The organism is Sphingopyxis sp. 113P3 (assembly GCF_001278035.1).
GTDB lineage: Bacteria > Pseudomonadota > Alphaproteobacteria > Sphingomonadales > Sphingomonadaceae > Sphingopyxis.
In genome coordinates, this window is sequence record NZ_CP009452.1 from 1298356 (window position 1) to 1310712 (window position 12357).

Genomic DNA, 12357 nt, shown 5'->3' on the forward strand with positions numbered 1-12357 from the left:
GGCCAGCGTTAGGGTCCAAACTCAATCAGCCTCTTGAAAATCGGCGTGTACATTGATTCAGGGAGTCTCCACTGAAGCAGGAGGCTGTTGGAGATGTCGCGTTCGTTGTTCTGGCTGTCGGATGAAGCATGGCGGGCGATCGAGCCCCACCTGCCGAAGAACCAGCCCGGAGCGCGGCGGGTCGATGATCGCAGGGTGATCTCGGGCATCATCCACATGCTCAAGTGTGGTGGCCGCTGGGCGGACTGCCCGTCCGAATACGGCCCTTCGACGACGGTCTACAATCGCTGGAACCGGTGGAGCCGCCGCGGCATCTGGACGCGCATCCTGGCGGCGCTGACCGAGCAAGGCTGGATCGCGGAGACCGGCCAGATCGACAGCAGCTACATCAAGGCTCACCGCTCTGCCGGTGGCGCAAAAGGGGGGCGCGGGCCAATGCCATTGGCATCTCGCGTGGAGGCAGGACAACGAAGATCCACGCGCTTGTCGATGTTCTCGGAAGACCACTGCGCCTCGTCCTGACGCCCGGCAACACATCTGATGTGAAAGGCGCAGACCTACTGATCGGTGAAACTATCGGCATGAAGCGGGTGATCGCCGACCGTGGCTACGACGCGAACCGCATCAGGGCCGCCTTACGAGAGCAGGGCACGATCCCGGTGATCCCCGGACGGCGCAACCGCAAGCGCCCGATCCAGTATGACGAACGCCGCTACAAGGACCGCTGGCGGGTCGAGGCCATGTTCTGCCGCCTCAAGGACTTCCGCCGCATCGCTACTCGTTACGACAAGCTCGCCCGCAACTTCCTATCCGCCGTAAGCCTCGCCGCTGCCGTCGCCTTCTGGCTGTGATTGAGTCTCGACCCTAGCACTACTTTGGCAGATTATTCGGATCGGTCGCTGTAACCAGTTTATTGCAGTGAGGGCAGATCGTCGGTGGCGGTCTTGCGAAGAGGTTGATTATCGCCTGCCTGACGGCAGGCATGGTCGGTTGCGGCGGCGGTCCCGAGTTTCTTTTTTTTCCGCCCCGCTGCGCTTAGACGGCGGGACTGAAGAAAGGCATAGGCGATCATCGTCATCAGCGCGTGTCGGTGTAGTCCGGTCCATGATCGGCCCTCAAAGTGGTCGAGACCGAGTTCCTCCTTCAGCTGCTGATGCGCCTGCTCGCAGATCCACCGCGCCTTGATGGCACCGGCGAGCGCCTTGATCGGCGTGTCGGCTGGCAAGTTCGAGAGATAGTATTTTTGCTCTCCGCTTTCGCGCCGTTCCCCCACCAGCCAGACTTCCTCCTCGCTGGGCATGGCCTGGACCCGCCCGTCACTCATGCGGTGCCTGTGGCCATCGGCCACCCGGACGCGGCATGCCGCAAATTTACAGGTCAGCTTGCCTTTGGTCCCGCGTCGCCAGCTGATTTTCTTCCATTTTTCTTCTCCCAGCATCTTTTCGGCAGAAACGGCGGTGCGGTCGGGGACGTGATATTTGCGGCGCCTGCCTGTTGCTGCCTCGGGAAAGATCAGCCCGGTGTCTGCCGGATAGACATTCTGACGCCGTGACATGCCCACCGCCCACCGCAAACCACGCTCGCTCAGAGCCTGGCGGAAGGGGCCGCTCGCCCCGTAGCCGGCGTCGGCTAGAACGCAGCCGAACCGAGTGCCCGAGGCAATGACCCGATCGATCTCCTCGATAGCGATCTCCGGCTTTGTGCGAGCGACTTGTCGCTCCTGGGGGACACGGGCGCGCTCCATGCGGGGGGCGTCGTCCGTCCAGCTTTCAGGCAAAAAGAGCCGCAGGCCCACCATCACCGGAACCTCCCCGGACGCTAGCGTCACCGAAACGAGGGATTGGCAGTTCGAGGTCTTGCCAAGGGAGGAGGCGTATTGCGCAGCCACGCCGACCGAATGACGGCCCTTCTTCGGCAAGGCAGTATCGTCAATGACCAGATATCCCGCTTCGTCTCCAACCAGACGATCGGCTTCCTTCAGAAGAACAGCCTCGAGCGGCGCACTATCCCACACCCCGTCCGCGACGAAATGATGCAGTTGGTCGTAGCCAAACTCACCATCACGAGCCGCCATCGGCTGCACGCTCTTGCGGTCACCGGGGCCGATCAATCCCGCGATATAGGCCGGGCACACACGCTTCCGCGCCTTGTGCCGCAACGCCGACAAAAATGGCGTCAGCCAAACCTCAAGATCATTGCGCCAATCCTCTGACATCGCCAGCCTCCATAAAAGCTGGCTCCCCATGAATCAGGGAAATCTCCTTTTGGGAATCCCAAAAATCACATTTCTGCCAAAGTAGTGCTAGGTCGTCATGTTCGTAGAACTCGACTTCCTTGGCATAGCTCTTGTCGCGCCAACGGCCCTTGAAACCGGCCTGTACGGTGAACGTGCCAGAATCGAGGAATATCTCGCGACCAACGTCCAACTTCACCGACCATTCCTCGTCCTGCGAGTCCGAGAGCTTGGTCAGCTCGATGTCGTTGAGTTCGTACCCGGCAGGATCGGAGAATGCCCCTACGTTGCCAGCAACCGAATATATCGGCACACGTGGGTCGGAATAGTCGAAGCCGACGACCACGCCGTCACCGTCGAAATCTCGCTCGAACTGGACCGGGTCGAGTGAGCCGGATTCCTTCTCTGACGCCTTGGCATAGCTCGCGAGGTATTCGAGGTGCCAGCCGTCGTTGTGCGTTTCACCGCCAGCGACGATCGACCAGATCCGCTGGCGCTCGAAACGATCCTTGATGTCGCGCTCAACCGTGTATTCCTGGTCGGCGTCGGAGAAGGTGGCGTTCGCGCTGTTGAAGCTGCTCGGGCCGTCGTCTTCGAAATCGCCAAGGTCGAACGTCGTACGGCGGCGGAATTCCTGGTCGTCGAACTGACTGAAGGTGCCCTTGACGTAAAGCTCGGTGCTGCCACCAACCTTGAAATCGAGGCCCAGAGTGCCACTGATGCGTTCGCGCTCGACGTCGTAATCGCGGTACTCGACCGTTGCAGGGAAGACGCCGCCGCCGGCATCGACCCAGTCGTCTGCTTCTATGTTGTCGGTTTCGAACTTGCGCTTGTAATACGAAATGCCGCCTGAAATTCCGACGGCGTCGGACAGCTTCGTCGCGAAATCGAAGCTGCCCTTGGGCGTCACATCGCCCGAATAGTCATTGTAGCTGCCTTCCAGTTTCGCGGTCAGCAGGTCCTTCTTGCGCGCGAACGCGCTGGTCGTTTCGATCTCGACCGAGGCGCCGATAGTGTCGGCATCCATGTCGGGCGTGAGCGACTTCTTCACTTCGATCGATTCGATGATGTCGCTCGACACGACGTCGAGCGCAACCGAGCGCACGTCCGATTCGGGCGCAGGCAGGCGCACGCCGTTGAGCGAGGTCGAGTTGAGTTCGGGATCGAGACCACGGATCGAGACAAAGCGCCCCTCGCCCTGGTCGTTGAGGATGTTGATACCTGGCAGGCGGCGCAGCGATTCGGCAACGTTCTGGTCGGGGAACTGGCCAATGGCGTCGCGTGACAACACGTCGCTGACAGTGTCCGATGAGCGTTTGCGCGAGAGCGCGCTTGCCAGGTTCGCGCTCTGGCCAATGACCAGGATTTCCCGGGCGGTGGCGCCACCCACGGTGATCGTGACGGCAACCTCGCCCGTTTCGGGAACCATCACGCGCTGCCGCACGGTTTCGGCACCGACGTAACGCACTTCCAGCGTGTAGTCCCCTGCGGGTAGGTCGGGCAGGTAGAAGCTGCCGTCGGCAGTAGTCGTAGCGACGCGGCCAAGTTCAACGATGCGCACTTTGGCAGCCCGCAGCGCAACCGTTTGCGAAGCATCGATCACGGTGCCGACGACTTCTCCGGCAAGAGCAGGCGTTGCGGTAAGGATGGCGAGAGCAGGCAACGACACAGTCGCAAGCAGCCGGGTGGTATTCATTGATCTAGACTCCGTCCCTGTTTGGGGCGGGCGCTAGACCAGCGGAGTTTCAGTTTTCAGACAGTTCCCCTGCAGTTGTGTGACACAGCCGCGCTCAACACATGGGCTATTTGGCAATATGGCTGGGATTCAGGCCACCGCATCCAGCCCATTGCGCTGGATGATTGAAAGCAGCCGCAACGCCGGACCTCCCGGCTTCTTCGCGCCCCGCTCCCAGTCGGACACGAGGTTCTTCGACACGTTGAGATAACGGGCAAAGACCGGCTGCGAGACGTGCTCCGCCTCGCGGATGGCCTTGATCTCATCCGGGGACAGAACGGGCGCGGGCGCAAGGCAGGCTTCATCGAACTCGCGCATGGTGCGCTTGTCGATGCTGCCCGCGTCGTGAAGGCCTTCCATCATTTCGTGGACAGCGGCCATCGCCTCGCTCTTGTAGGTCTTAGCCTTGCTCATCGTCTTTCACCTCGACCAATCGGCCTGCTTCAACTTCCGTTTCTATCTGGTCCGCGCCGAGTTCCAGCATGATGCTGGCCGCCTTGCGATAGACCTTCAGTTCCGCCGCACTCAGGTTCGCCTTGACGCTCTTGGCGAAAGCGAACACGAATACGGCCCGCTCGCCCGAGCGGAAGATCAGGATCGAGCGATAGCCGCCCGATTTGCCTCCGCCCTGGCGCGCAATGCGCTGCTTGATAAGACCGCTGCCAAGATCGGCATCGATCAGGCCGGTTTCGGCCCGATGCACGGCATCAGCAAGCGTGGCATCGCTGATCTTTTCCTTTGCCGCGAACTTGGCGAACCAGCGGTTGGCGTAGATGCGGATGCGCGGGTTCTCAGTCATGCAACAACGGTCTACTATCATACTTAGTGTTACGGCTCAATGAATATGAGCCGCTCATGCTCTGGTCGATCAGGTCGCCGATACGCTGCGCTGCCTCGATGACATGCCCATCGTCAAGATGGGCATAGCGGGTCGTCAGGGCTATCGCATTTGACCGAGGATGGTTTTGGCGAAGGCGTTGGACCATCCGGAGCGTTTCCGTTTTCTCCTGATGGAGATATCGGGTCTGGCGGTTCGCAGGACATTGAGGGCGAGCTTGCGCAAGGTTGCGAGATTTTCGGGGGCATGGTCCTTTCGGCTGCGGGCGCGATCTTCATCGAATGTCATGTCGAGCACCCAGTGGAGACCATTTTCGATCGACCAGTGGGATCTGGCGGCGGCAAGATATTCTTCCGGGCTCAGCGTCCGGGATGAGAGATGATAATGGCGGGTCGTTGTGGTCTTTCCATTGCGGGTGACCGTGGCCTCGATCATGCCGAGACAGGCAAGAGCGGGCATGTCCACCGGTTCGGTGCAGGCGCGCTTGGGACCGTGCAGCCAGCCAAGGTCATGGCTGACAAAAGCCCGCCGCTCTTCGAGACGTCCATGATCGGCATCGCTTGTCTCAGTCGTGGCGAGACCGGCAAGGATATCCGGTGCAGCGAAGTAGCTGGCCACCGCCTCATGCAGGGCCGGTCTGTTCGCCTTGAGACGTAAGAGATAATCGCCGCCACGATCGAGGATCAGCTGCGCAGTCTCGGTCTGGCAGTGCAGGGCATCGGCGGTGACAAGCTGGCCTGTGAGGTCCAGGCATTCGAGGAGCGCTCTTGCGGCAAGGATTTCGCTGTCGCCTTCCCCCGGACGGAAGCTTTCCTGGCCGATGACGGTGCGTGTCGACGAGGCAAAGGCCGTCACCACCGCCAGCGGCGATCGGCCGGCTGCCGTGTCGAACGAGCGCCGCAGTGTCTTGCCGTCGATGGCGACAACACCGGCACCCGCTTCGCCAAGAGCGGTCAGAAACTGCTCGAAGCAGCGTGCAAAGGCTGCCGGATCCAGCAGCCGGAAAATCCGGGAGAAGGTGTCATGGCTGGGAACCCCATTCTCAAGGCGCAGAAACTCCCGGAACAGATCCTCGCGATCCACCGCGAAATCCGCAAAATCCGAACAACTCTCCGCCCCGCAAATCGACGCCGTCAGCGCCATCGTCAGCACTTCCAGCAGATCGTGACGGCGCGCGTTGCCCGTTCGCGGATCGCGAAGATCATCAAACGCCGCGGCAAACCAGGACATGGATATCCTCCTTACTAGCACTACTTTGGCAGATTATTCGGATCGGTCGCTGTAACCAGTTTATTGCAGTGAGGGCAGATCGTCGGTGGCGGTCTTGCGAAGAGGTTGATTATCGCCTGCCTGACGGCAGGCATGGTCGGTTGCGGCGGCGGTCCCGAGTTTCTTTTTTTTCCGCCCCGCTGCGCTTAGACGGCGGGACTGAAGAAAGGCATAGGCGATCATCGTCATCAGCGCGTGTCGGTGTAGTCCGGTCCATGATCGGCCCTCAAAGTGGTCGAGACCGAGTTCCTCCTTCAGCTGCTGATGCGCCTGCTCGCAGATCCACCGCGCCTTGATGGCACCGGCGAGCGCCTTGATCGGCGTGTCGGCTGGCAAGTTCGAGAGATAGTATTTTTGCTCTCCGCTTTCGCGCCGTTCCCCCACCAGCCAGACTTCCTCCTCGCTGGGCATGGCCTGGACCCGCCCGTCACTCATGCGGTGCCTGTGGCCATCGGCCACCCGGACGCGGCATGCCGCAAATTTACAGGTCAGCTTGCCTTTGGTCCCGCGTCGCCAGCTGATTTTCTTCCATTTTTCTTCTCCCAGCATCTTTTCGGCAGAAACGGCGGTGCGGTCGGGGACGTGATATTTGCGGCGCCTGCCTGTTGCTGCCTCGGGAAAGATCAGCCCGGTGTCTGCCGGATAGACATTCTGACGCCGTGACATGCCCACCGCCCACCGCAAACCACGCTCGCTCAGAGCCTGGCGGAAGGGGCCGCTCGCCCCGTAGCCGGCGTCGGCTAGAACGCAGCCGAACCGAGTGCCCGAGGCAATGACCCGATCGATCTCCTCGATAGCGATCTCCGGCTTTGTGCGAGCGACTTGTCGCTCCTGGGGGACACGGGCGCGCTCCATGCGGGGGGCGTCGTCCGTCCAGCTTTCAGGCAAAAAGAGCCGCAGGCCCACCATCACCGGAACCTCCCCGGACGCTAGCGTCACCGAAACGAGGGATTGGCAGTTCGAGGTCTTGCCAAGGGAGGAGGCGTATTGCGCAGCCACGCCGACCGAATGACGGCCCTTCTTCGGCAAGGCAGTATCGTCAATGACCAGATATCCCGCTTCGTCTCCAACCAGACGATCGGCTTCCTTCAGAAGAACAGCCTCGAGCGGCGCACTATCCCACACCCCGTCCGCGACGAAATGATGCAGTTGGTCGTAGCCAAACTCACCATCACGAGCCGCCATCGGCTGCACGCTCTTGCGGTCACCGGGGCCGATCAATCCCGCGATATAGGCCGGGCACACACGCTTCCGCGCCTTGTGCCGCAACGCCGACAAAAATGGCGTCAGCCAAACCTCAAGATCATTGCGCCAATCCTCTGACATCGCCAGCCTCCATAAAAGCTGGCTCCCCATGAATCAGGGAAATCTCCTTTTGGGAATCCCAAAAATCACATTTCTGCCAAAGTAGTGCTAGGGTCAGGACTCATTGATCAGAGCCAGAATATGACGGTCGCGGCGAGAGCGACGGCGGAGAAGAAGGCCTTCGGGCACCGATCGTAACGGGTTGCGACCCGCCGCCAGTCTTTCAGGCGACCGAACATGATCTCGATACGGTTGCGGCGTTTGTAGCGGCGCTTGTCGTATTTGACGGTCTTGTTTCGTATTTTCCGGCCCGGGATGCAGGGCGTGATGCCCTTTTCCTGCAAGGCGTCACGGAACCAGTCGGCATCATAGCCTCGGTCGGCCAGCATCCATTGTGCCTTGGGCAGGCTGTCGAGCAAGGCGGCCGCGCCCGTATAATCGCTGACCTGCCCGGCGGTCATGAAGAAGCTGATCGGGCGACCATTCGCATCGCTCACGGCATGCAGCTTGGTGTTCATGCCGCCCTTCGTCCGGCCGATCAGGCGCCCCGGACCCCCTTTTTTACCCCAAGGCTGGAAGCCGTGCGGTGCGCTTTGAGATAGGTCGCGTCGATCATGATCGTCTTGCGATCGGGAGCCCGAGGTGTCGCCAGACCTTCCATCATGCGGATGAAGATGCCTTTGTCGCTCCACCGCTTCCAGCGATTATAGAGCGTCTTCGCCGGGCCATATTCCCTCGGCGCATCCCGCCACCTCAGCCCATTGCGATTGACGAAGATGATCCCACTCAAAACGCGCCGGTCATCGACACGCTTGCGGCCATGGCTCTTCGGAAAATAGGGCTGAAGGCGGGCCATCTGCTCGTCCGTCAGCCAGAATAAATCGCTCAAATTCAGGCTCCTTCGCGGCCGCCTGAATCATAATCGCCACCTCAAATCAATGGGTCCTGACCCTAGCGCGCCCGTGGGTTGCGGGCCGGTTCGCCCGACGCGACGGCGCCCCCAGGGTTGCAGACCCCCAGAGGCGGTTTTCCAGCCCGGAAGGGGGAGCGGCTGATAAGATGATAGGCGAGCCGTCGCGATCATGGGCCGATGTGACCCGATCGGCGGGCGCGGGTCAAGCGCAACCGCTATGCGCCATTGACGTATACGCCATTGACGTATAAATAGCGGTGCATGACCAGCTTGCAGACCATCGTCGAGCTGCCGGAGTTCATCCGGCGCGCCAAGGCGATCATGACCGACGACGAGCGGGCGGCGCTGGTGGACTATATCGCGGCCAACCCGGAGGCGGGCGTCTCGCTGGGCGGCGGACTGCGCAAGGTTCGTATTCCCCGTGAGGGCGGCGGCAAGAGCGGTGGCTACCGGACCATCCATGTGTTCGGTGGCGCGCACATGCCGATCTTCCTCGTCACCGTGTTCGCCAAGAACGAGAAGGATAACCTGACCATGGCCGAGCAGGCCGCCGCCGTCGCGTTGGCGAAGGCATTGGTCGCAACCTATGGAGACCGCAGATGAGCGCTTATGAGAGCATCATGCAGGGATTGAACGAGGCGCTGGACCATGCCCAGGGCAAGGATGTCGGCGCGCGCGTTCACCGGATCGAGGTGCCCAGCGTCGATGTCGCCGCGATCCGCGCCAGCACGGGTCTGTCGCAGGGCGCCTTCGCGCGCAGCATCGGTGTCGCCAAGGGCACGCTGCTCAACTGGGAGCATGGCCGCAGGCATCCCAGCGGCCCCGCCCAGGTGCTGCTCGCCATGCTCGCGAAGAAGCCCTCGCTGGTGAGCGAGCTGCTGCGCTGACGGCCTTCATGGCCGACAGCGAAGCAGGGCCGCGATGCTCCGCATCGGACCCGTAATTTGGATACACACCTCACGCACGGGTGCATAACGCTTTTCTGCGGTTTTTCGAGAGTGCGATCCGCACTCTCATGGGATGCGCGTGGGTCGGATTGGTGGTTTTCCGCCGTTTCTTGAGGCTGCGCATCGCACTCTCATCCTTCTTCGTCGTCGGCCTCGGCATCGAGCGTGGCGAACAGGGTTTCGCGGGTCTCGCCGGCATCATGCTGACGGCGCGCAGCGGTGATCGGCCGTCCCGGATGGGTGGCGCTGTGGATCTGCTTGAGCATCCGGATGCTGACCTGGGTGTAGATCTGCGTCGTCGATAGCTCGGCGTGCCCCAGCATCGCCTGGATGAACCGGATGCCGGCCCCATTCTCCAGCATCAACGTGGCCATCGTATGCCGGAACAGGTGGCAGGAACCGCGCTTGCCGATGTCGGCGGCATCTACATAATTGCGGACAAGCTGGGTCATGCGATTGGTCGGCAGACCGCGCAGCATGACGCGGCCCGCCCCGACGGGGCCGAGACGGTCAACCGTACGCACCGACCCGACGTTGATCCGGGTCGATCCGAAAGGGGTTGCGGCGGTAATACCCGCAGCCACTTCGCCTGGAGTGACAACTTCGGTCGAGACACTCGCGAGGTCGATCACGATATCGCCGTCGGCTTCGACGGCGGCTCCGCTCGCGTCGCGTGTGGAGATTGAGGTCCCGGAGCCGTTGATGGCGACTGCGCCGCCCGTCCCGAACCCGGAAATGGCGATGATTCCGGCTTCGCCGACCACGGGAGCCAGAGACAGGCCATCTCCAAGATCCAGAATGATATTGCCAGCTGCGTCATATCGAATGCCCTCGGGGTAGGCAGCGCCGTCCGACGGGCAGAAGACTTGCCCATCGATCAGCGGCCCGCAGGCGTCTTGCTGCTGGGCGGCGGCCGAATGCGCCCACAGCAGCGTCGCAAGCGCTCCGAGACTGGCGGCCGCAATATTGCGGCGTGTGCGGCTGGAAATCATCTCTCATCCCTTTCTTTTCTCAGCGCGAGCTGAAGGTTTGAAAGAAAGACACCGCCGCTTGCGCGCACCCGTACATGATCGGAAAATTCTTTCGCGGCGGATCGAAGATGAACGCTTCCGCCCGGGTGCGATGCCCTGCACCGTCTATCGGCGTGCGACCAAAGCATAGGTCGCCTCGATCCTTGGCACGATGCACAAGCGGGTTTCCAAAGCGCAATATGCCCCTGTCCGGTCCTCGCGTCGGGGATCGGGATCTTGCGGCAACGTCGGCCAGTCAGAGGATATCATATGGCGATTTTGGAAGACTTCATGCTCAACCGCCGTTCCTTCGTCGCCGCGGGTAGCGCGGCCGCGATCGCGACCAGTCTCAATGGGTCGATTTCGGCCTTCGGCGCACCTCTCCCTTCCGCAAATCAAGGAGCACATCCGATGAATTTCATTACCGCCGCCGAAGGCGTGCAGATTTTCTACAAGGATTGGGGGCCGCGCGATGCGCAGCCGCTCGTCTTCCATCACGGCTGGCCGCTGACCGCCGACGAATGGGACAACCAGCTCCTCTTCTTCCTGTCGCAAGGCTACCGCGTGATCGCGCACGACCGGCGGGGCCATGGCCGCTCGACCCAGACCGATACCGGTAACGACATGGACACCTACGCCGCCGATGTGGCGGCGCTGGTGGCGGCGCTTGATCTCAAGGGCGCGGTGCATATCGGCCATTCGACCGGCGGCGGCGAAGCTGCTCATTATGCTGCACGCGCCAAACCGGGTGCGGTTTCGAAACTGATCCTCGTCGGCGCCGTGCCGCCGGTAATGGTGAAGAAGGCGAGCAACCCCGGCGGGCTGCCCATCGACGTCTTCGACGGGTTCCGCAAGGCGCTCGCCGCCGATCGCTCGCAATTCTATATCGATGTCGCTTCGGGACCCTTCTACGGCTTCAACCGCGACGGCGCGACGATCAGCAAGGGCCTGATCCAGAACTGGTGGCGTCAGGGCATGGTCGGCAGCGCGAAGGCGCATTACGACTGCATCAAGGCCTTCTCCGAGACTGATTTCACCGACGATCTGAAAAAGATCGCCGTGCCGACGCTCGTCATGCACGGCACCGACGACCAGGTCGTTCCCTATGCGGATTCGGCGCCCTTGTCGGCGAAGCTTCTCGCGAAGGGCGTGCTCAAATCATACGAGGGCTATCCGCACGGCATGGCCGCTGTTCACGCCGAGGTCATCAACAAGGATATGCTCGCCTTCATTCGCGGATGAGCGCGCGCGGCCGGGGCGGGATATTCTTCGCCTCGGCCTCCCTGCGGCCCGGAGCGGGTCGCGGCCTCATCTTCTCAACCAAACGTATCACCGCTCAAACGATTGCGGCGACCAGCCCGCTCCCGGAGGCGTCCATGGGACAATATGTCGATATCGAGCTCGATGGCGGATCAACCCGCGCTTTCGTCGAGCATCCGCCTTCCGGCAAGGGGCCGGTCGTCCTCCTCCTGCACGAGGTTTTCGGTCTGAACGACGATATGCGCGCGAGCTGTCGAGAGTTGGCCGATCAGGGTTTTCTGGCTGTCGCCCCGGAACTTTTCTGGCGACAGGAGCACGGCGTGGATCTCTCGCCGCGGACGCCGGCCGACGTCGGCAGAGCAATCGCGCTTTATGAAATCTACGATCGCGACCAAGGCGCAGAGGATATCGCGGCCGTCATGGAATTCGCCGCGACGACTCCCGGTGCCTCCGGAAAGACTGGGCTGGTCGGCTACTGTCTCGGCGGATTGATGGCCTATCTCGTCAGCGCCCGCCACGGTGCGGATGCTGCCGTTGCCTATTATCCGGGGATGGCCGAGAATTATCTCTCCGAAGCAAACAAGATCCAAAGCCCCTTGATGATTCATCTTGGCGGCGATGACGAATATATTTCGCAAGAAGCGCAAAGGTTGGTCAGCGCCGCCGTTGCTGCGAACCCCGCCGTTCTGGTCCACGCTTATCCCGGATGCGGACATGCGTTCGCGCGGCATTCGGGCGATCGCTACGACGCCAGTGCCGCGGCCCTCGCCAACGCCCGCACCTGGCGCTTCATGAAAGACCATTTGATCGCCGAGGCCTGATGTGCGGCCAGAATCCGGGTTTTCGG

The 12357-nt window shown here is 61.7% G+C and carries 13 protein-coding genes; 5 read left to right on the forward strand and 8 right to left on the reverse strand.

Annotated elements, in window-relative coordinates; genetic code table 11:
* Window positions 1–93: 93 nt before the first annotated feature.
* Window positions 94–851, forward strand: a protein-coding gene (locus LH20_RS22810) for an IS5 family transposase (protein ID WP_144423485.1) whose coding sequence is annotated in 2 segments (ribosomal slippage) — window positions 94–427 and window positions 427–851 — 759 coding nt in all. Because the reading frame shifts where the segments join, the coding sequence is not laid out codon by codon here.
* Between the two features lie 59 nt (window positions 852–910).
* Here LH20_RS22810 and LH20_RS06235 read toward each other — a convergent pair.
* The 7 genes from LH20_RS06235 to LH20_RS22815 all read right to left on the reverse strand — a co-directional run bounded on the left by LH20_RS06235 (window position 911) and on the right by LH20_RS22815 (window position 8269).
* Window positions 911–2215 (reverse strand): IS701 family transposase, encoded by a 1305-nt coding sequence (locus tag LH20_RS06235; protein ID WP_053552719.1) that lies wholly within the window; start codon window positions 2213–2215, stop codon window positions 911–913.
* On the reverse strand, window positions 2193–3929 hold the full coding sequence (locus tag LH20_RS06240; RefSeq protein ID WP_053553472.1) for a TonB-dependent receptor plug domain-containing protein: 1737 nt from the start codon (window positions 3927–3929) through the stop codon (window positions 2193–2195). Before LH20_RS06240 ends, LH20_RS06235 begins: the two co-directional genes overlap by 23 nt.
* 129 nt (window positions 3930–4058) lie before the next feature.
* Complete coding sequence (locus LH20_RS06245) at window positions 4059–4382, reverse strand: helix-turn-helix domain-containing protein (protein ID WP_053553473.1); 324 nt, start codon at window positions 4380–4382, stop codon at window positions 4059–4061.
* The gene (locus tag LH20_RS06250; RefSeq protein WP_235527138.1) at window positions 4369–4767 is read right to left on the reverse strand and encodes a type II toxin-antitoxin system RelE/ParE family toxin; all 399 of its coding nucleotides are present in this window, start codon (window positions 4765–4767) and stop codon (window positions 4369–4371) included. The genes LH20_RS06245 and LH20_RS06250 overlap by 14 nt, the downstream gene beginning before the upstream one ends.
* Before the next feature lie 141 nt (window positions 4768–4908).
* Entirely contained in the window at window positions 4909–6036 is a 1128-nt protein-coding gene (locus LH20_RS06255) for an ISAs1 family transposase (RefSeq protein ID WP_053553474.1), read from the reverse strand.
* 60 nt (window positions 6037–6096) lie between these two features.
* Window positions 6097–7401 (reverse strand): IS701 family transposase, encoded by a 1305-nt coding sequence (locus tag LH20_RS06260; protein WP_053552719.1) that lies wholly within the window; start codon window positions 7399–7401, stop codon window positions 6097–6099.
* A 107-nt stretch (window positions 7402–7508) separates the two neighbouring features.
* Window positions 7509–8269, reverse strand: a protein-coding gene (locus LH20_RS22815) for an IS5 family transposase (RefSeq protein ID WP_144423494.1) whose coding sequence is annotated in 2 segments (ribosomal slippage) — window positions 7509–7945 and window positions 7945–8269 — 762 coding nt in all. Because the reading frame shifts where the segments join, the coding sequence is not laid out codon by codon here.
* 285 nt (window positions 8270–8554) lie between these two features.
* Here LH20_RS22815 and LH20_RS06275 point away from each other — a divergent pair.
* Window positions 8555–8896 carry a type II toxin-antitoxin system RelE/ParE family toxin gene (locus LH20_RS06275; protein WP_053553475.1) on the forward strand — a complete coding sequence of 114 codons (342 nt, stop codon included), beginning with the start codon at window positions 8555–8557 and terminating at the stop codon, window positions 8894–8896.
* A complete protein-coding gene (locus tag LH20_RS06280) occupies window positions 8893–9180 on the forward strand; it encodes a helix-turn-helix domain-containing protein (protein ID WP_053553476.1) in 288 nt (95 codons plus the stop codon). Before LH20_RS06275 ends, LH20_RS06280 begins: the two co-directional genes overlap by 4 nt.
* 191 nt (window positions 9181–9371) lie before the next feature.
* On the opposite strand, the gene LH20_RS23725 is transcribed toward LH20_RS06280, so the two are convergent.
* Complete coding sequence (locus tag LH20_RS23725) at window positions 9372–10232, reverse strand: tyrosine-type recombinase/integrase (protein ID WP_053553477.1); 861 nt, start codon at window positions 10230–10232, stop codon at window positions 9372–9374.
* Window positions 10233–10661: 429 nt separating this feature from the next.
* Here LH20_RS23725 and LH20_RS06290 point away from each other — a divergent pair, with 429 nt between their 5' ends.
* Together LH20_RS06290 and LH20_RS06295 are read left to right on the forward strand one after the other, a co-directional pair.
* Window positions 10662–11492 carry an alpha/beta fold hydrolase gene (locus LH20_RS06290; protein WP_053556129.1) on the forward strand — a complete coding sequence of 277 codons (831 nt, stop codon included), beginning with the start codon at window positions 10662–10664 and terminating at the stop codon, window positions 11490–11492.
* 134 nt (window positions 11493–11626) lie between these two features.
* The gene (locus LH20_RS06295; RefSeq protein WP_053556130.1) at window positions 11627–12331 is read left to right on the forward strand and encodes a dienelactone hydrolase family protein; all 705 of its coding nucleotides are present in this window, start codon (window positions 11627–11629) and stop codon (window positions 12329–12331) included.
* Window positions 12332–12357: the final 26 nt, after the last annotated feature.